Here is a 19252-nt window from a genome sequence, read left to right on the forward strand (position 1 = left end):
TACGGCGGCTATAGCGGTGGGGAAACGCCCGGTCCCATTCCGAACCCGGAAGCTAAGGCCACCTGCGCCGATGGTACTGCACTCGACAGGGTGTGGGAGAGTAGGACACCGCCGGAACATCCTTCACAAAACCCCCAGCCTTCGGGCTGGGGGTTTTGTTGTATCTGAACCCCGTCGAATAATCGGTTTCGCCGATCGGCGGGGTTCCGTACTCTCACAGGAGATCTCGTGCCGAACGGCACGTGGACATCCAGAAGGGAGCCGGTGATGCGTGACGTACGTGCCACTGTTGCGACCCGCCCTCGCTTCGAGGTGATCCTGGTGTCCTCGCCGGCTCGGTGCCGGCTGCGCGGCCGGTACTGAGTTACCCGGGCGAATTCTCTGTCGTCTCGGGAATCGCGCTGTTCTGTTCCAAGACCAGCACGAAGGACTGAAGACCGTGCGTACCAATACTTCTCGGCAAGCGCTGACCACCGTTCGTAACCTGGGCATCCTCGCTCATGTCGATGCGGGGAAGACGACTGTCACCGAGCGCATGCTGTTCCTCACCGGGATGACGCACAAGCGTGGTGAGGTGCACGACGGGACCACCGTCACCGATTTCGATCCGCAGGAGCGGGAACGTGGTATCACCATTTTCGCCGCGGCTGTCGCATGCGAGTGGGCCGGGCATCGGCTCACCGTCATCGATACGCCTGGGCACGTGGACTTTTCGGATGAGGTCGAGCGGTCGCTGCGGGTGCTCGACGGCGCTGTCGCGGTCTTCGATGCGGTGGCCGGTGTGGAGCCGCAGAGCGAATCCGTGTGGCGGCGGGCGGACCGGTACGGGGTGCCGCGCATTGCGTTCGTGAACAAGATGGATCGGGTCGGCGCCGACTTCGGGGCGGCCGTGGACTCCATTCGGGAGCGCCTGCATGCGGTGCCGCTCGCGGTGCAGTTGCCCATCGGTGCCGAGGACGGATTTGCCGGCGTGGTCGATCTGGTTCGTATGCGGGCGCTGCTCTGGGTAGCGGGCGCGGTGACCGTCGCTCCGATTCCGAACGAGCTCCTGGAGACTGCTCGGCAGCAGCGGCGAGCACTGGAAGAGGCTGTGGCCGAACGCTGTTCAGCGGCGCTGGACGAGTTCTACGCGCAGTCGGCGCTGTCGGACGCGACCCTGGCGGCCGCGTTGCGCGCGCTCACCCTCACGGGCGAGATTGTGGTGGTGCTGTGCGGTGCGGCGTATCGCAATATCGGTGTGGAACCGCTGCTGGATGCTGTGGTGGCATACCTGCCTTCGCCGGTGGATCGACCTCCGGTGCGCGGCGACGGCTTCGAGGTCATCGCGGATCCGGCGGAATCTCTGGTGGCACTGGTATTCAAGGTGCAGGCGACCGGTACCGGGCGACTGACGTTCGTGCGCGTTTACGCGGGCACCTTGCGGAGGGGCGCGTCGGTGCTGGATGCCGGCGCTGGACGCACCGAGCGGATCGGACGCATCCTGCGGGTACAGGCCGATCGCCACGAGGAACTGGAGGAAGCCGTGGCGGGTCAGATTGTCGCGGTGGTCGGGCCGAAGTCGGCGCGACCCGGGGCGACGCTGTGCGCACCGGATACTCCGGTGCTGCTGGAGCCGCCAATTGTCAGCGAGCCGGTGGTTTCGGTCGCGGTCGAGGCACACACCGCGGCCGATGCCGAGCGGCTGGCGACCGCGCTGGCCCGGATGGCTGAGGAGGATCCGTCACTGGTCGTCCGCACCGATCCGGAGTCGGGGCAGACGCTGCTGTCCGGTATGGGCGAGCTGCATCTCGAGGTGGCGGTGGAGAAGATCCGCCGGGACCGCGGAATCGGCGTGGCGGTCGGGCGTCCGCAGGTGGCGTACCGGGAGACGGTGCTGCGCGGGGTGTCTGGGCTGCGGTTCCGGCATATCAAGCAAAGCGGTGGTCCGGGGCAGTTCGCCGACATTGTCATCGATGTGGATCCACTCGTGTCCGATGCGGAATCATCCGGTGGCGCAGTGGAGTTCGAGTTCCACTCGGTGGTGGTCGGCGGTCGGGTGCCGGAGGAGTATGTGCGCGCAGTGCACGCCGGCTGCCGGGATGCCCTGGCGGACGGTCCGATCGGTGGTCACCCGGTGATCGGGCTGCGTGTCACCCTCACCGATGGAGCGACCCATCCGGTCGACTCGTCGGAACGGGCCTTCCGGGCCGCCGGGCGACTCGCGCTGCGAGAAGCCCTGCGCGCCAGCGAGATGGCACTGCTCGAGCCGGTGCTCGAGCTGACCGTCACCGCTCCCGAGGAGGCGCTCGGCGCGGTGCTCGGTGACCTTGCCGCCCGCCGTGGCCGAGTCCTCGATTCGGTGAGCCGGGGCAGCACGGTGGTGGTGACGGCGTCCGCGCCGCTGGCCGAAGTGTTCGGTTACGCAACACGTTTGCGCAGCAGGACGCAGGGGCGAGGCACCTTCACCAGCCGCCCGCTCGGGTATGACCGGGCGCCTGCTCGGTAGTAGGTCCGGCCCCGCCGGGTGCGCCTGGGCCGGGCACCGGCCGGGTCTCCATGCGGCCGGATCTGGAGGTGGCCGGGTCTGGAGGTGGCCGGGTCTGGAGGTGGCCGGTCCGCGTATGCGCGGACCGGCCACTTCTCTGTCCGTCGAGCGTTGTCCCGATTCAGGGGTTGATTGTTGTCGCGACTACGGATACTGTTGTCGCAACAACGAAAATCCGAACGAAATCCAGGGGCAGTCATGATGTACTCGTTCATCGAAGAAGCCGTGATCAAGGGCGATATCGACCAGGTCTGGGCGGTTGCGACCGATGTGGCACGCTGGTCGGAGTGGGATCCGCACGAGGAGCAGTCGCGGATCGATGGCCCGTTCGAGGTGGGAACCACCGGGTGGGTCAAGCCGAAGGGCGCTCCGGCGGGACCGTTCACGATCACGGCGGTCGAGCCGGGCAAAACGTGGACCAGCGAGGCGGGCATCCCGTTCGGGAAGCTGCGCGGGCAGCGCACCTATGAGGCGCTCGGCGACGGAACGCTGCGGGTATCCGAGCGGGTGGAGGTCCACGGCCCGTTCGGTCCATTGTTCAAACTGATCTGGGCGAAGGCGATGCGCGCGGATATGCCGCTCACCTTCGCGGCATTGGAGAAGGAGGCGCTACAGCGTGGCTGAACCATCGGACGGACCTCGTGGAATCCCGCGAGGTCCGCTCATGAGCCCGGGTTTCTGGCTGCATCACGCCGCGCTGGAGTGGCGGGCGACGCTGGAACGGAATCTGCGGCCGCTCGGGCTGACGCCGACCCAGTTCAATCTGCTGGCGTCGGCGGGCTGGCTGGGCCGGCAGGGTGAGCTGCCGACTCAGCAGCAGGTGGCCGATATGTCCGGCGCCGATCGGATGATGGCGTCCAAGGTCATTCGGGTACTGGAGGAGCGGGAGCTGCTCGCCCGCCGCGCGGATCCGGTGGATGCGCGCGTGCTGCGCATCGAAATCACCACTGCTGGACGTGAATTGGTGGGCAAGGGTGTGCAGATTGCCGTCGATACCGATGCGCAGATGTTCGGAGCCGCCGGTGAGCAACTCCGGGAACAATTGAAACCGATTGCCGTGCACCGGATTCCGGACTGAAGTGCGCCGTTCCCTGAGTTGCCTCTCCCTCGACGTTGAGCTACTCGGCGCCGGGCGCTGAGTTATTCCACCGCGGCTGCTGAGCTACCTCGTCCTGGCGTTGACCTACTTCATCGGACTCCGGACGCTGAGCTACTTCGCCCGCCCGCTGGGTTGGTCCGCGGCGGACTTGACGAGGATGGCGCGGGTGTAGAGCAGGTCGAAGCCGCTGCGCTGGGCGTTCTGCTGGGATTTGGATCCCGGCTGGGTGGTGATGACGGCGATATCGCAGCCTGCCGCCGTGGCCTCGGCCAGGCGGGCGGCCAGGAGTGCCGATTGAATGCCGCGCCGCCGATGGTCGGGAAGTGTTGCGGCTCCGGTGAGTTGGGCAATGCCCTGGGACATTCGCATACTCGCGCCGCCCGCGATCGTGCCCTCGTTCACGGCGACGTAGCGCTGTACTCCGGCGGCCGCGGTGAGATCGCGCATGGCGCTCGCGATGATTTCGCGCGGGAATTCCTCGTGTGAGACCACGCCCTGGGTGTCGGGGTGCGCGAAGCCGTCGGCAATGACATCGAGCCAGATATCGAATTCGCCTGCGCCGCTGTGCCTTACCTCGACGTCCGTAGGGAGAGCGGGATCGGCCGCGCTCTCCAGCGCGATGCCGAGAACGTTCTCGAACGAGACGAGCCGGTACCCGCGCGCGGTGAGGAGTTCGCCGATGGCGGGTTCGCCGAGATGCGCCAGCTCGACTTGAACGGGCGCGTCACGCACCGCGAACTGCTTTTCCAGCGCCTCGAATTCGTCCGCACCGGGAATGCCCGCGAAACCCAGGCCCGCCACCTTGTTGAGTGGGGAGCCGTACTCGGCGAAAGCGGCCACACCGCCCGCGATCGGGATCACGAACCCCTCTTCTGTACCGAGCCGGGCGCTCGCCGCCGCGCTGCCGGTGGCGATCAGTTCCGTCTCGACCTGTTCGATGCGCGCGCCGAGTTCGACGCTGCAGAACAGGGAACCCCGGTCACTTGCCATGGCGATAAGCCTAGTTCGAGGACGCAACCGGTTTCTTTGCGCTGCTGCCGTGTCCGTATGGTCGGAGCGTGGCCTTTGATCGTGCGACCGCCGTTCCGAACGGACTTGTTATCGGGTTCGACCTGGATATGACGCTGATCGACTCCCGACCCGGCATTGCCGCGGTGTGGGATGCGGTGGCCGCCGAGACCGGTGTGCCGATCGATTCCGAGTTGGTGGTGTCGCGCCTGGGTCCGCCGCTGGCGGTGGAGGCGGCCGAATGGTTCCCGCAGGAGCGGGTGCCGGAGGTGGTGGCCATGTACCGGCAGTTCTATCCCGGACTCGCGGTGGAGCCGAGCGATCATCTGCCCGGTGTGGTCGATGCGCTGGCCGCGGTGCATGCCGCCGGTGGGCGGGTGCTGGTGATCACCGCCAAGAACGGCCCGCACGCGCAATTGCACCTGGATCACCTCGGTCTCGAGGTCGATGATCTGGTCGGCGGCGCGTGGGCGGAGGAGAAGGGGGAGGTGCTGCGCGAGCACGGCGCGTCGATCTACGTGGGTGATCACCTCGGTGATGTGCGCGCCGCCAAGGTGGCCGACGCCTGCTCTGTCGCGGTGACGACCGGCCCGTATTCCGCCGAGGAGCTGTCCGCCGCGGGTGCGGATGTAGTACTCGCCGACCTGACCGCATTCCCGGCCTGGCTGGCCTCTCACCTGGCCTTATAGCCACTGCTTCCGCCGCGAGACCGCCTGCGCTACAGGCGATTCGTCCTATTCTTCACATCACCTTGATTCCAACGGTGTCTCGGTCCACCTCTGCGTCGCTACATTTGCGCCCACGGTCACGAGTATCAGCATGTTCGAGCCCCGGCTCGCTGATCGGCAACCCTCGCACAGCGGTGGGGTGCCCCGGGTGACGACCAGGTGGTGTCCGCCGGGCATCGCAAGCGCTCTCATGCCCGGCAGTGGTGTGGGTGAGTACAGAGGAATCAGATGAGTAAGCAGTGGTCCCGGTCGCTTCGGGTAGTGGTGGGTATCGCGTCCGCGGCTGTGGTGGCCGGGTCGTTGTCGGCGTGCGGTAATTCGTCGGACAGCAGTGGCGACACGGTGTATTTCGGTGTGTCGGGGCCGAAATCGGGGACGTCGGCGGAGTACGGCCGGTTGTGGCAGCAGGGCTTCGACCTGGCCATCGATCAGGTCAATGCGGCGGGTGGCATCAATGGCAAGAAGGTGGCGTTGAAGTGGGAGGACTCGCAGTCCGACCCGAAGCAGACGGTACCGATCGCGACCAAGTTCGTCGGCGACAATTCGATTATCGCGGAGTTGGGCGACTTCTCTTCTCCCGCATCGATTGCGGCGTCACCGGTGTACAACCGGGGCAAGCTGGTGCAGTACGGATTCACCAACTCGTCGACCGAATTCACCAAGGGCGGCGACTACCAGTGGAGCCCGTCGATCACCCAGGATATCTTCCAGGATCGCAATGCGCAGTGGGTGCAGTCGAAGGCGAAGAAGGTTTCCGTCGTCTACCTCGAAACCGATTGGGGTAAGGAGTCTTTCAAGTACTTCCAGCAGTTCGCGCAGCAGCGGGGCATCGAGATCGCCTACTCCTCGTCGATCCTGCCGGACTCGCAGGATTTCCGGCCGGTGCTGATCAAGGGTCGTGATGCGAACCCGGATGCGTTCGTGCACTTGGGATATGGCCCGGATGGTGCGCTCGTCGTCAAGCAACTGCGCGATGTGGGATACAACGGCCAGTTCTTCGGAGGCCAGAACACTCCGCAGTTCATTCAGCTGGCGGGTGCGGCGGCCGAGGGCGACATCGTGAACGGTGTCTTCTCACCGTCCGATACCAGTCCGAAGGTGCAGGACTTCGTCTCGAAGTTCAAAGCCAAGTACAACACCGATCCGGGCGATTTCAACGTCTACGCCTATGACGCGATCAATGTGCTGGTGAAGGCGGCCAAGTTCGGCGGCGCCACCCGTGACGGCGTGCTGAAGGGCCTGCGCGAGGTCAAGGACTTCAGCGGTGTCGGCCTGGGCGACTCCTTCGCCTTCAATCAGCAGACGCGGCGGCCCGATGGGGTGAAGCCGATCGAATTGCTGTTGAAGAACGGCGCGTTCGTGCCGACCGGTAGCAAGTAGCGGCGATGTTCGACACGCTCATCGCGGGTCTGGTCCACGGCAATGCGTATGCGCTCATTGCCGTGGGCATCACCCTGATCTTCGGGGTCACCAATGTCATCAATTTCGCGCACGGTGCGATCTTCGCCTTCGGGTCGGTGCTGGGCTGGTGGTTGATCGCCCAGCACGGCCTGCCGCTGTGGGTGGCGCTGATCGTCGTCGTCGGTGTGACGGCACTGGTCGGGGTGGGTATCGATGTGCTGGCGGTGCGGCCGCTGCGGCGGGCCCCGGCCATTTCGGCCCTGCTCGCCACGGTGGCGGCGGGGCTGATCATCGAGAACGTGGTGGCGCTGGTCTTCGGCCCGGAAACGCGGGCGTTCCCGCAAGTGCTGTCCACCAATAACTTTCGGGTCGGCGGCGTGCGGTTCGGTACGTCGGATGTGGTCATGTTCGCCATCACGATCTCGGTCATGGTGGGGCTGTGGGCATTTCTGCGCTTCGGCCGGTACGGGCTGGCCATCCGGGCCACCGCGCAGGATCCGGATGCGGCCGCGCAGATGGGTATCAGCGTCGGGCGGATCCAGTCGCTGGCCTTCGCCATCGCCTCCGGGCTGGGCGGGCTGGCGGGCATCTTCGTCGGCCTCTTCAACTCCAATATCTCGCCGACCAGCGGCAGCATTGTCGGTATGACCGGCTTTGTCGCCGCCACCATCGGCGGGCTCGGCTCGATTCCCGGTGCGGTGCTCGGCGGTTTCGTGCTCGGGCTGGTGGAGGCGTTCGGTATCTACACCTTCGGCGACGGATACCGGGATCTGATCACCTTCGGGCTGCTGGTGGTGTTCCTGGTGCTGCGGCCGGGCGGGCTGCTGGCCCGCCCGCCCGCCATCGAATCCGAGCCGCTGACCGGGACCTTCCTCGGTTCCGGGAGGCTGCTGCGGGTGCGCTGGTGGCATGCGCTGATCGCCTTCGCCATTGCGGGGCTGGTGATTCCGGCCGTATCGAACGACTACGGCATCTCGGTGGGCACCCAGATCCTGGCGTACGCGATCATCGCCGTATCCATGACGCTGGTGGCCGGTTCGGCGGGTCAGTTGGCCATCGGGCAGGCGGGGCCGATCGCCATCGGCGCGTACACCTCGGCGGTGCTGACGGTGTCGCACGGGTGGGCCTTCCTGCCCGCCATTATCGCAGCGGGAATCGTTGCGGCCGTGGTGTCTTCGGTGCTGGCCGCACCGCTGTGGCGGCTGGGCGGGCACTATGTCGCCATTGCCACCCTGGGCATCGGCATTGTCACGGTGGCCCTGATCCGCAATTGGGAGTCGGTGACGCGCGGTAGCTACGGCATTTTCGGGATTCCGCCGCCGGAGTTGTTCGGCTTCGAATTCGTCACGCACACCCAGATTTTCCAGCTGGAGCTGGTGGTGCTGGCGATTACGCTGGCGGTGATTCTCGGGGTGCAGCGGTCACGATTGGGCACCGCCATCCGGGCCATCGGCGCGGACGAGGTCGCCGCCCGCTCGGCGGGGGTGCCGGTGCGTGACTACAAGGCGCTGGCCTTCGCCGTCGCCGCCTTCTTCTCCGGTATCGGCGGCGCGCTACTGGCGCACCAGTACTCGTATATCGATCCGACCGTGTTCAACCTGCCGATGTCGCTGCTGGTGGTGACGATTCTGGTGCTCGGCGGCACCGCCTCGCCGTATGGTGCCGTGCTCGGGGCCGTGGTGTTGATCGGCGCGCCGGAGGCCCTGCGGCTCGCGCCCGAGCTGCGGATCGTGCTCTACGGATTGGTACTGCTGCTGGTCGTGCGGTTCCGGCCGCAGGGAATTCTGGTGAGGAGGGAACGTGTCCGAGTCGCAGCTTGAGCCGGTGCTCGCGGTGCGCGGATTGCGCCGCGCGTTCGGCGGCGTGCGCGCCGTGGATGGTATCGACATCACCATTGCGCCAGGGGAATTCGTCTCGATCATCGGTCCCAACGGGTCCGGGAAATCGACGACGGTCAATCTGATCTCCGGAGTACTGAAGCCGGATAGCGGTGACATTCTGGTGCGGGGCACAAGGATTCGCCCCGGTCGACCGGAAGCCGCTGCTGCCGCCGGCATTGCCCGCACCTTCCAGAACGGGCGGGTGTTCGGCAATATGACCGTTCGCGAGAATGTGGATGTCGGCCTGCAGACGACGCTGCGCGCCTCCCGTCCATTGCGTTCGCTGGCCGAAATTCCATTGCTGCGGTGGGTATCTCTGCTGGCGGAACTGTTCGTCGCCCTGGTGCCCACACCGGCCGTGCGCGCCGAGCGCAAGGAATCCGCCGCCAAGATCGACGCTCAGCTGGCGCGATTCCAGGAGCGGCTGGGCCCGCGCGCCGACAATGCCGCGTACACGCTGTCCTATGCCAATCGCCGCCGCACCGAAATCGCACGGGCTCTGGCGCTGGAACCGGATCTGCTGCTGCTCGACGAGCCGGCCGCGGGCATGAACCAGACCGAGACCGCCGAAATCGGCAGGCAATTGGCGGAATTGAAGGCGCAGGGACAGACCGTGCTGCTGGTCGAACACAAGATGGATCTGGTCCACGACCTGTCCGACCGGGTGCTGGTGCTGGACGAAGGGCGCGTCATCGCCGAGGGCACACCCGATGAAGTACTGGCCGATCCCCGCGTCATCGAGGCGTACCTCGGCCGCAGCCGCGTAGGGAAGGTGGCCGCGGCCGAACACGCTCCAACCTCCTCGGAAACCGAGGCGGCCGAAAGTGCTGCGGTAGAGCCTCTCCGAGGCGACGAGAAGGTGAGCGCCGATGCCGGGCTCTGATACCGCGGTCGCGAACGGCGCTGCACCGGCGTTCGACGAGACCGCTGCGCCGATTCTCGAATTCGACCGTGTGGTAGTGCATTACGGGCCGTCGCGAGCATTGAACGAGGTATCGCTGAAGGTGCGTCCCGGCGAAATCGTCTCGCTGCTCGGCGGCAATGCCTCGGGGAAATCGACCACCATGAAAACGGCGCTCGGACTGTTGAAACCCACCTCCGGTGTGGTGCGCATCGACGGTGTGGACGTGACGAAGACACCGCCCTCCGTGCGCATCAAGGCCGGTCTGGCGTCGGTGCCGGAGGCGCGGCGAGTATTTCCGGCCATGACGGTCGAGGAGAACCTTTTTGTCGGCGGCTATATCCGCCGCGAGCGCCGCTCGGTGCTGGCCGCGCGGGCCGCCGAGATGTTCGAGCATTTTCCACGTTTGGCCGAGCGGCGGTCACAGCGGGCGGGCACCCTGTCCGGCGGTGAGCAGCAGATGCTGGCCTTCGCGCGGGCGCTCATGAGCAAGCCGCGGCTCATCTGCATGGACGAGCCGACCATGGGATTGTCCCCGCTGTTCGTGGACCGGGTGCTGGACGAGATCGCCCGGCTCAACCGGGAATTGGGCCTGGCCATCCTGATCGTCGAACAGCAGGCGGAATTGGCGCTGAGCATTGCACACACCGCGAATGTGCTGCGCACCGGCGAGATCGTGCTGCACGGCACGGCCGCCGAACTCAGCGACAATCCGGCTGTCCGCGATGCCTATTTGGGGAAGGTGACCATATGAGTTTTCAACGTCTCGGCCTGTTCACCCGGCTGGTGCGCTCCGACGAGAGCGAAGATGCGGCGACCGTGTATCGGCACGCCCGCGAACAATTCGATCTGGCCGAACGGCTCGGATACGACGCGGCATGGGTGGCGCAGCACCATCTCGACCCGGCCGAGGGCGGGCTGCCGTCGCCGTTCGTCTTCCTGGCGCATGCGGCGGCGCGCAATCCGCGGCTGCGGCTCGGCACCGCCATTGTCACGCTGGCGCTGGAGGATCCGATCCGGGTCGCCGAGGATGCGGCCGTACTGGATGTCCTCAGCGAGGGTCGGCTCGAAATCGGTTTCGGCGCAGGCGGTTCCAGGCATGCCTTCGAATTGTTCGGCCTGGCCGGCGCGGATCGGCAGCAGGTGTACGCCGATAAGCTGGCGACGCTGACCGCCGCGCTGGCGGGTGCGCCGCTGGTCGGGGACCGCGGCCTCAATCCGCCCGCGCGGACGCTGCGGGACCGGATCTGGCAGGCGACCTTCTCGGCTTCGGGGGCGGCGCGTGCGGGACTGGCGGGGGACGGCCTGCTGCTGTCGAAGGCGCAGCCGCGCGAGCCGGCGGCCCCGGACGCCACCCTGTGGGAGATCCAGACACCACTGCTGGACGCGTACCTGGATGCGCTACCCACCGGCGTCGAGGCCCGAATCGGTGCGTCCCGAGGCGTTTTCGTGGCCGACGACCACGACACCGCCTGGGCGCTCGCCGAACGCGGCGCGGCGCGCTTCCTGGATCAATTGCGCCGTAATGGCGGTCCGGAATTGGCGACCACCGTCGAGGAGGTGCTGCGCGACTCCTTCATCGGCACCCCCGACGAGGTCGTCGCACAGCTCACGGCGGATGCCGCACTGCGGCACGCCACCGATTTCATCGTGCAGGTGCACCCGGTCGACCCCGGCCAGGAGGCCACCCTGCGCTCCATCGAACTCATAGCCACCAAGGTTGCGCCGCAACTGGGTTGGCGGGAAGGAACGAATCCGTGACCGACGTGATCGACGCTGTACTGGGCGCGCGGGCGGAGGGCGTACACGCGCTCCGGCAGGAGCGCCCGGCCGTGGTAGCGCACGCCCAGGGCGTGTACGACGCCCTGCTGGACGGGCCCGCGGCCGCTTCCGTGGGACGCGAGCGCCTCATCGCCGCGGCGGTGGCCGTGGCCGAGCTGGCGGGTGCGCCGGAGCTGGCCGCGCACTATGCCGGGCTGGGAACCGCGCCCGCACAGGGTGATTCGGTGCTGGCCGCCATTCTGCGGCATGCGGCGCTGGTGACGACCACGCCCGCCGCGGCGACCCGCGCGGATATCGAGGCGCTGGCGGCCGCCGGGCTGTCCGAGCGCGACATCGTGACGGTGGCGCAGCTCATCGGCTTCGTGCACTTCCAGGTCCGGCTGCTGGCCGGTCTCACTTTGATCGGAGCCGGACATGAGTGAACCGATCGTGCCCGGTGCCGAACTGATCAGCGAGGTGCGCAGCGTCGAACCCGGCCGCCGCCCGGCCGGATTCACGCAGGAGCAGCTGGATTGGGTGCCGTGGGTGGAGCCCATCCGGCGCGCCGACGCCGACGAGCAGCAGGCCCCGTTGCTGGAGGGTGACCGGGGCATCGGCCCGTACTTCCGGGTGCTGGCGCGCAATGCCGGGGTGCTCGCGCATCGCAGCGGCAATGACAAGGAGATCTTCTACGGTCGCGGCGGATTGGGCCGTGCCGAAAGGGAACTCGCCGCCACCGTCACCTCACGGCACAACGGCTGCGAGTACTGCGCCTCGGTGCATTCGCGGTTCACCACCGCCCTGTCGAAGCGCGGCGACGATGTGCAGCGCCTGCTGGACGAGGGCAACGGGGTGCGTATCGACGAAAGATGGGACGCCATTGTCGATTTCGTGGACGCGCTGGCCGCCAATCCGCCGCGCGCCGACCACACGCATATCGAACGGCTGCGGGGACAGGGTCTGACCGATACCGAAATTCACGATCTGGTGCTGTCCACGGCCTCGTTCTCCTGGGCCAATCGGCTCATGCTCACGCTCGGTGAACCGGAGGTTCCGCAGGCGAGTTGAGAGCTTCCCGGAACCTCACAAAGGGGGTTGCCACACTGTCGCAGCAACCGCATGATGTGAGGATCTCCGTGACAGCTTCCCCGGAGTGCCGGTGCTCGGTGAGTCTCCCTGAAACCCCAGGTAGGCCAGCGTCTAGCCCGGTCTCGAAAAAAAACTAGATTTTTCCTCGAAAAGCTTCCCGAGGCGTGGTCCGGCTCGGTATGGTCCCGATGGCAAACAGTCAGTGAAGCAACACTGGCACCCGTTATTCGATCGGAGCACCACCATGACCGACCTCATCTCGAACGTACTCGTGCAGACCATCCTGAAGCTGCTCGCGACCGGCTCGGCGAGCGGTTCCGCCAAGTAGCCACGCGAGTGCCACCTTTCGGCTACTGCGCGGGAGCCGACGAGGTACTGAAGGGCCTGATCCATGACGAGGGGATCGGGCCCTTCGTCATGTCTGGGGTAAATGTCCGGTTGGGCGGGGCGCCACGCTGGTCGCCGCGCGACCCGTCATTTGCGCGGAAATAGATTCTAAAAAACTCCTGTAAAAGTATTCCGTCCAGTTCGTCTGCTCTGTATCGTGTTGAGTGGCAAACGATCAGTGACTTTCGGGCCAATACGGCATCGGAATGCGTTTCTTCCCCCGGAACCGCGTTCCGAACCTGGGGCGGTTCCCCTGCCAATACCCGCCGCCTCAGGTGCGATGTACTGGCCCGAAGCAGCTGAGCCAACTTTCGGCTATCGCGCGGGATGTCGAAGGTGCAAACGAAGGGCCCGATCCATGACGAGGGGATCGGGCCCTTCGGTATTGTCTGGCGCAATGTCACAGGAAACGAACGCGGGAAGAATGTACGCCGGGCAGCCCGTAGAAGACCGGCAACGGCAGCGTCGTGCGCGTTTTCTGGAGTCGGGGCTGACGGTGTTCGCGCGAGACGGATACGCAAACAGCTCCGTCGGCGCTATCTGTAAGGACGCCGGCCTCTCCTCACGGCAGTTCTACGAGGAGTTCACCGGGCGCGAATCGCTGCTGCTCGAGCTCTACGAGCAGATCGACCGCGAATCACGGGAAGCCGTGGCGGCCACCATCGCCGAGCACTCCGATGCGAACGCCATCGATATCATCGACGCGGCAGTGCGCGCCTATATCGAGTCGATCGGGCGCGATCCGCGAAAAGCCCGGGTCGCGCTCGTCGAGGTCGTCGGCGCCGGACCGAAGGTCGAGAAGTTCCGGCTCGAGCTGCGCCGCGCCTGGGGCGCACTGCTCGCCAGCGCCGCCGAGGATGCCGCCATGCACGGCGAAATCCCGCCCGGTGACTACGAGATGCGCGTGCTGGCGATCATCGGCGCCGTGAACTACGTGGTGGACGCCTGGAGCGGTTCCGATCCCAGGTCGCCGCTGGACGAGGTCATCAGCGTGCTGCGGCGCGTCATCATGGGCGCCGTCAGCGCCTGACCGCACGTCAACCGCCCTCGGCCGCACCGATTTCCATTCCCCGGTGCGCACCGGGGGCGGTACCGTGGCGGGCATGTACGGGGTCACCAGCCGAACCGCATTTCGCGCCGAAGACGGGCCGCGAGTGATAGCGTCGATGGCGCTCGATTCGTAGTGAAAACCAAGCTGCGAAGCGGCAGTTGCTAGAACAAGTAGTCGTCTAGGCGAGTTGCGTCGGACGTAAAAAGCTCGATGGAAACCACGTAAGACCCTGATGTTCAAGGGCGATGGTACTGCCACGAGCAGACCTGTTACACCGGTAGCAGGCCAACCCTGACGGAGTGATCCATCAGGTCGTAGAAGTGGGTTGCGTTGTGCGACAGACCTCTACGAACGGGAATTCGTAGTACGCACCAGTGCTCGAAGCGCCCGCGCCGGAGATGCGACGCGGGCACCCGCATTCGTACGGGGCCCACTCGCCCCGTGTGGCCACCATGGTCTCAGTTCCGCCAACGCCCCTCCAGTCGCAAGCAAACCCCGTAGCGGGCCAGCCAGCCGGTCATACCGTCCACCTGGCAACGCCGCCCGGACTTGATCTTGCTCCTGCGCCCGCGTAAGCCCGGCTCCCACCCGAAGTCGATCGTGGGAGCGGGCAGCTCAGCCGGAGCAGCACCGCCGCGGGCGGCGCGGCCGCAATGCCCGAAACGGTTGGTGGCGGGAAGCTTCCCGGTGGTGCGCGCGCAGGCCAGCGGGGTGCGGCTCGATCAGGCGGGCAGGCGGTAGCGTGCGGGGCGTGGAGACTGTGCCGATTCAGATGCCGGACGGGTCGACGGTGACTGTGTGGTTGATTCCGGCGAAAGGTGCGCATCGGCATCCGATTACCGCTGACGCACCGCGGCCCGTCGTCGTGATCGTGCCGGGGCTGGGGGTGCCGGGGGAGTATTACTCGCTGTTCGGAAATCCCTTGGCGGCGCGGGGATTCGATGTCGCCCTGCTGGAGCTGCGCGGGAATGGCGACAGGCGGCCGAAGGCGAATCCGCCCGGCACCTACGGCTATCAGGAATTGGTGTCGGTGGATTTTCCGGCCATGTTCCAGGTGGTGCGCAACAGGTTTCCCGACAGCACCCCGTATCTGCTCGGGCACAGCATGGGCGGGCAATTGGGCGTCATGTACGCCTCCCGGATCAGGGGGCGGCTCGGCGGGCTGATTCTCATCGCCTCCGGAACGCCGTATCACCGCGGCTACCGGGGTTTGGCCGCGCCGGGATTCCTGCTGGGCAGTGCCGCAGTCTCTTTGGCCGCCAATCTCGCCGGCTTCTGGCCCGGCGATAAGATCAACGCGGGCGGCTTCGGCCCCCAATCGAAGGTGCTGATCGCCGATCTGGCGCGCCTGGCCCGCACCGGGCGGTTCGAGCCGGCCGGTGCGGATATCGATTACGAGGAGCGCATCGGCCGGCTGAAACTGCCGGTGCTGTCCATCACCATGACCGGCGACGAGCGCACCCCGCCCGGCTCGGCCCGGCACCTGCTGGACAAGCTGCCCAGGGCCGACATCACGACCTGGCACAACCCGGCGCCGCTGGGCCACAACGGGTGGATCAGCGACCCGGGTTCCACCGTCGACTACGTCGAAAAGTGGCTCAGGGACAGGTGAGTCAGGCGTCCTTCTCGATGAGCGTCCGGGTGAAGAACTCGTAGATGAGCGAGGCCTGGAATGCGGACTGCTTGTTGTCGGCCGCGCCGCCGTGCCCGCCCTCGATGTTCTCGTGGTACCAGACCGGATGGCCCTGGGATTCCAAGAGCGCGGCCATCTTCCGGGCATGGCCCGGGTGGACACGGTCGTCGCGGGTGGAGGTGGTGAGCAGGATCGGCGGGTACTTCGCGTCCGGATCGGTGTTCTGATACGGCGAGTACTTCGAGATGTACTCCCACTCCTCCGGCTTGTCCGGGTCACCGTATTCGGCGATCCAGGACGCGCCCGCCAGCAGCAGGTGGTAGCGCTTCATATCCAGCAGCGGGACCTGGCAGACGATGGCGCCGAACAGTTCCGGGTAGCGGGTGAGCATGACGCCCATGAGCAGACCGCCATTGCTGCCGCCGACCGCGCCCAGCTGATCGTGGGTGGTGATGCCGCGTGCGACCAGGTCCCGGGCGATCGAGGAGAAGTCCTCGTACACCCGGTGCCGGTTGGCCTTCTGTGCGGCGGTGTGCCATTCGGGCCCGTATTCGCCGCCGCCGCGAATATTGGTCATCACCCAGGTGCCGCCGCGTTCGAGCCAGCCCATACCGGCCGCACCGCTGTAGGCGGGGGTGCGCGAGACCTCGAAACCGCCGTAGCCGGACATCACCGCCGGACCGGGGGTGCCGCGCCGATCACGGTGTCGCAGTACAAAATACGGGATCATAGTGCCGTCGTCGGAGCGGGCGAAGAACTGCTCGGTCTCCACGCCGGCGGCGTCGAAGAATTCCGGCTCCTTCTTCAGCATTTCGGTGGCGCCGCCGACCGAACTCGTCAGCAGCGTGGTCGGACTGGTGAAACCGCTTGTCGAGAGCATGAATTCGTCGCCGCCCTCGAGCGGGTCGAGATTCATGACACTGGTGGTGGCCATGGGCGGGGCATCGCCGAGGACTTCGCGTACCCAGCCGTCCGGGCCGGGGGTGACCACGTGCAGTTTGGTCTGCACATCTTCCAGGGTGATGAGCAGCAGGTGGTTCTCGGTCCAGCCGTAACCGTGCAACGCGGTGTGCTCGTCGGGGGTGAAGAGCACCTCGAAATCGCGTGCGCCGCCGAGGAATCGCTCGAAATCGATGACCAGCAGCGCACCCGCCGGATAGCTGACCTCGCCGATCTCCCACGGCGATTTCAACCGCACCAGCAGCCAGTCCTTGTACCAGGATTCGGAGGCGTCGCTGGGTACCTCGATGCGCCGCCGGCTGCCGTCGTCTTCGAGCAGGAAGACCTCTTCATTGAAGAAGTCGGTGGCGCGACCGGCGAAATGCCGTTCGTAGCCGGGGGTTCGGTCGTATCCGGCGGAGACGGCGACATCACCGGCCTCGCCCTCGAAGACGGTGACGGCCTCGGTCAGCGGCGTTCCGCGCTTCCAGCGCTTGGCGATGCGCGGATATCCGGAGTCGGTGAGCGAGCCGGGACCGAAATCCGTTCCGACATAGACCGTATCGACATCGATCCAGCGGATTTCCGATTTGGCCTCGGGGAGATAGAACCCGCCGTCCGCCGGTTCGCGGAAAGTCCTTGTCTCGATATCGAATTCCCGCACCACCTTGGCGTCCGCCCCGCCGCGCGACAGGCTGATCAGAGCCTGGTGCTGTTCGGGCCGCAGGACCGCGGCCCCGCTCCACACCCAGTTCTCACCCTCGAGCTCGGCGAGCGCGTCCAGGTCGATCAGCACCTCCCAGGCGGGCTCGTCCTTGGCGTATTCGGCGAAAGTGGTGCGCCGCCACAGTCCCTTGGGGTGCTCGCCGTCCCGCCAGTAGTTGTAGAGCCACGACCCGCGCCGCCCGGGATAGGCGATGCGCGTATCGGTATCGAGCATGTCGAGGATGCGCGCCTCGAGCCCGCTGAACCGTTCCGAGGCCGCGAACCGCTGCAGCACCACCTCGTTGTGCGCCCGCGCCCAATCCAGCGCACGATCACTGGTGACTTCTTCCAGCCACAGGTACGGGTCCGTCACGGTCTCGCCATCACCGGTCATGACATACATTCTTGCCGAGTCCGGAGGGGCGTGGTGCCGGGAACCCTCAGTACGATTGCTGGGTCTATGCCGATCCGCTCCAGGAGGTCCCGGATTGCCGTATCAGTCGCCGGAACAGACCGGGCCCAGACTGTGGGAGCAGCACTGCTGCCTGCCGCTGCTGCCGTCGGCCGATATTTCCGAATTGGCCCGCTACCCGCTCGGCTCGTATCTGTCGGTGAACGTGGGGTATTCGCCGCAGTCCACCCGGGATGCGCTGCTGCTGCTGGACCAGTTCCGGCGGGATGCCCTGGCGGACGGCCGATTCCGGCTGGTCGAGCGGACCGCGGATGCCGCCCGGCCGGATCCCGACACCATCGCGCTGGCCTTCGATCTGGAGGACTCCGGCCCGCTCGGCGGCGACCTCGACAACGTGAAGATGTTCTACGACCTCGGCGTGCGCTCGCTGCTGCCCAGCTACAACTACGCGAATCCGGCCGGATGTGGCTGCCTGGATGCGGAGGACACCGGCCTCACCGCATACGGCCGCGATCTGATCCGCACCCTCAATGCGGTCGGCATGTTCGCCGACGGCTCGCACTGTTCGGTGCGCACCGGACTGGACATTGCCGATATCACCGCTGTCCCGATGATCTACAGCCATTCCAATTTCGCTGCGCTGCGGGCGCATCCGCGCAATATCACCGACGACCAGGCGCGGGCATGCGCCGGCACCGGCGGGGTGATCGGCATCAATGGCGTGGGAATCTTTCTCGGCCGCAATGAACCCGGTCAGCGGGCCGAGCGCATCGAGGCCATGGCGGACCACATTGCCTACGGCGCGATGCTGGTCGGAATCGAGCACATCGGCGTCAGCTCGGACTTCTCCTTCGACGGCGACGACTTCAATGCGGAGATCGCGCGCAATCCGGAGATCTTCTCGGCGGAATTCACCCGCTACGGCCCGCTGCAGTGGACGCCGCCGGAGGATCTGCTCGGTGCATCCGAGGTGCCCGGCCTGAACGAGGTGCTCGCCGGTCGCGGCTTCTCCGCCGCCGAGCGCGCGGCCGTATTCGGCGGAAATTTCGCGCGAGTAGCGCAGCAGGTCTGGCGCGATTGAGCTGCGCCGCTAGACTCGAAAGCGGTGTTTGCCCTGCTCCTGCCATTCCTGAAGCTGAAAGGGATGAACAATGACGCAGCTCGATCGCACGGTGCAGAAATTCGTCGACGCTATCAATGCGCACGATTCCGATACCTTTTTCGAAACCTTGAGCGAAGACGCCAGCATGTCCGATGACGGCAATGAGCGGAATCTCGCTCAATGGACCGATTCGGAGATCTTCGCCACCAATGCCCGCATGAGTGTCGAATCCACCACCAGCCCCACCGAATTCGTCGCCGACTACAGCAATGACCGGTGGGGGAGCATGCGCACGGCCTGGCGCTTCACCGTCCGCGACGGCCTCATCAGCCGCTTCGAAACCGGGCAGGCTGGAGCGTAATTCCTGATCTCGCAAGGATCGGGGTAACTCCGGGGGTACCCCCGAAACTCAGGGCGCACCCGACCGCCGGCACGGGTTGCCAGCTGATATGGCTCCCAACTGCCCGCTAAAGATTCGGGGAGGCGGAAGAGCTAGGCTCGGGGGCGTGACTTCCCACTACGATGTCGTCGTTCTCGGCGCTGGTCCCGGCGGTTACGTCGCCGCGATCCGCGCCGCTCAACTCGGCCTGCGAACAGCAATCGTCGAGCAGAAATACTGGGGTGGCGTGTGC

At 66.2% G+C, this 19252-nt stretch carries 19 protein-coding genes, 1 rRNA gene and 1 riboswitch; of the genes, 18 read left to right on the plus strand and 2 right to left on the minus strand.

Annotation, left to right across the window (positions count from 1 at the left end):
- The 4 genes from rrf to JWN03_RS38010 all read left to right on the plus strand — a co-directional run bounded on the left by rrf (position 1) and on the right by JWN03_RS38010 (position 3602).
- Positions 1 to 117: ribosomal RNA gene (gene rrf, locus JWN03_RS37995) — 5S ribosomal RNA — on the plus strand.
- Between the two features lie 322 nt (positions 118 to 439).
- On the plus strand, positions 440 to 2485 hold the full coding sequence (fusA, locus tag JWN03_RS38000; RefSeq protein ID WP_297625865.1) for an elongation factor G: 2046 nt from the start codon (positions 440 to 442) through the stop codon (positions 2483 to 2485).
- Between the two features lie 237 nt (positions 2486 to 2722).
- On the plus strand, positions 2723 to 3148 hold the full coding sequence (locus JWN03_RS38005; RefSeq protein WP_297625868.1) for an SRPBCC family protein: 426 nt from the start codon (positions 2723 to 2725) through the stop codon (positions 3146 to 3148).
- A 40-nt stretch (positions 3149 to 3188) separates the two neighbouring features.
- A complete protein-coding gene (locus tag JWN03_RS38010) occupies positions 3189 to 3602 on the plus strand; it encodes a MarR family winged helix-turn-helix transcriptional regulator (protein WP_297625871.1) in 414 nt (137 codons plus the stop codon).
- 132 nt (positions 3603 to 3734) lie between these two features.
- Here the strand turns inward: JWN03_RS38010 and JWN03_RS38015 are convergent, their stop codons facing one another.
- A complete protein-coding gene (locus tag JWN03_RS38015) occupies positions 3735 to 4592 on the minus strand; it encodes a GNAT family N-acetyltransferase (protein WP_297625911.1) in 858 nt (285 codons plus the stop codon).
- Between the two features lie 89 nt (positions 4593 to 4681).
- Here JWN03_RS38015 and JWN03_RS38020 point away from each other — a divergent pair, with 89 nt between their 5' ends.
- From JWN03_RS38020 to JWN03_RS38070, 11 genes are all read left to right on the plus strand, one after another.
- On the plus strand, positions 4682 to 5320 hold the full coding sequence (locus tag JWN03_RS38020) for an HAD family hydrolase (RefSeq protein WP_297625874.1): 639 nt from the start codon (positions 4682 to 4684) through the stop codon (positions 5318 to 5320).
- Between the two features lie 114 nt (positions 5321 to 5434).
- Positions 5435 to 5550: riboswitch (SAM riboswitch) on the plus strand.
- 37 nt (positions 5551 to 5587) lie between these two features.
- Entirely contained in the window at positions 5588 to 6739 is a 1152-nt protein-coding gene (locus JWN03_RS38025; RefSeq protein ID WP_297625877.1) for an ABC transporter substrate-binding protein, read from the plus strand.
- 5 nt (positions 6740 to 6744) lie between these two features.
- The gene (locus JWN03_RS38030) at positions 6745 to 8580 is read left to right on the plus strand and encodes an ABC transporter permease (RefSeq protein ID WP_297625880.1); all 1836 of its coding nucleotides are present in this window, start codon (positions 6745 to 6747) and stop codon (positions 8578 to 8580) included.
- Entirely contained in the window at positions 8561 to 9523 is a 963-nt protein-coding gene (locus tag JWN03_RS38035) for an ABC transporter ATP-binding protein (protein ID WP_297625883.1), read from the plus strand. The genes JWN03_RS38030 and JWN03_RS38035 overlap by 20 nt, the downstream gene beginning before the upstream one ends.
- Entirely contained in the window at positions 9510 to 10295 is a 786-nt protein-coding gene (locus JWN03_RS38040) for an ABC transporter ATP-binding protein (protein WP_297625886.1), read from the plus strand. Before JWN03_RS38035 ends, JWN03_RS38040 begins: the two co-directional genes overlap by 14 nt.
- Complete coding sequence (locus JWN03_RS38045) at positions 10292 to 11302, plus strand: putative FMN-dependent luciferase-like monooxygenase (protein ID WP_297625889.1); 1011 nt, start codon at positions 10292 to 10294, stop codon at positions 11300 to 11302. The genes JWN03_RS38040 and JWN03_RS38045 overlap by 4 nt, the downstream gene beginning before the upstream one ends.
- Positions 11299 to 11745: a hypothetical protein gene (locus JWN03_RS38050; RefSeq protein WP_297625892.1), complete on the plus strand. Its 447-nt coding sequence runs from the start codon at positions 11299 to 11301 to the stop codon at positions 11743 to 11745. The genes JWN03_RS38045 and JWN03_RS38050 overlap by 4 nt, the downstream gene beginning before the upstream one ends.
- Positions 11738 to 12370: a peroxidase-related enzyme gene (locus tag JWN03_RS38055; RefSeq protein ID WP_297625895.1), complete on the plus strand. Its 633-nt coding sequence runs from the start codon at positions 11738 to 11740 to the stop codon at positions 12368 to 12370. The genes JWN03_RS38050 and JWN03_RS38055 overlap by 8 nt, the downstream gene beginning before the upstream one ends.
- Before the next feature lie 223 nt (positions 12371 to 12593).
- Positions 12594 to 12719 carry a hypothetical protein gene (locus tag JWN03_RS38060; RefSeq protein WP_297625898.1) on the plus strand — a complete coding sequence of 42 codons (126 nt, stop codon included), beginning with the start codon at positions 12594 to 12596 and terminating at the stop codon, positions 12717 to 12719.
- Positions 12720 to 13175: 456 nt separating this feature from the next.
- On the plus strand, positions 13176 to 13808 hold the full coding sequence (locus JWN03_RS38065; RefSeq protein WP_297625901.1) for a TetR/AcrR family transcriptional regulator: 633 nt from the start codon (positions 13176 to 13178) through the stop codon (positions 13806 to 13808).
- A 772-nt stretch (positions 13809 to 14580) separates the two neighbouring features.
- Positions 14581 to 15441: an alpha/beta fold hydrolase gene (locus JWN03_RS38070; protein ID WP_297625903.1), complete on the plus strand. Its 861-nt coding sequence runs from the start codon at positions 14581 to 14583 to the stop codon at positions 15439 to 15441.
- A gap of 1 nt (position 15442) precedes the next feature.
- Here the strand turns inward: JWN03_RS38070 and JWN03_RS38075 are convergent, their stop codons facing one another.
- Positions 15443 to 17500: a prolyl oligopeptidase family serine peptidase gene (locus tag JWN03_RS38075; protein ID WP_297625904.1), complete on the minus strand. Its 2058-nt coding sequence runs from the start codon at positions 17498 to 17500 to the stop codon at positions 15443 to 15445.
- A 94-nt stretch (positions 17501 to 17594) separates the two neighbouring features.
- On the opposite strand from JWN03_RS38075, the gene JWN03_RS38080 reads away from it, so the two are divergent.
- The 3 genes from JWN03_RS38080 to JWN03_RS38090 form a co-directional block, all read left to right on the plus strand.
- A complete protein-coding gene (locus JWN03_RS38080; RefSeq protein ID WP_297625906.1) occupies positions 17595 to 18599 on the plus strand; it encodes a dipeptidase in 1005 nt (334 codons plus the stop codon).
- 70 nt (positions 18600 to 18669) lie between these two features.
- The gene (locus JWN03_RS38085; RefSeq protein ID WP_297625909.1) at positions 18670 to 18981 is read left to right on the plus strand and encodes a nuclear transport factor 2 family protein; all 312 of its coding nucleotides are present in this window, start codon (positions 18670 to 18672) and stop codon (positions 18979 to 18981) included.
- 145 nt (positions 18982 to 19126) lie between these two features.
- On the plus strand, positions 19127 to 19252 hold a 126-nt coding region (locus tag JWN03_RS38090), incomplete at its 3' end, for an FAD-dependent oxidoreductase (RefSeq protein ID WP_297625913.1).

The sequence above is a fragment of the Nocardia sp. genome (genome assembly GCF_025465275.1).
Taxonomy (GTDB): Bacteria; Actinomycetota; Actinomycetes; order Mycobacteriales; family Mycobacteriaceae; genus Nocardia.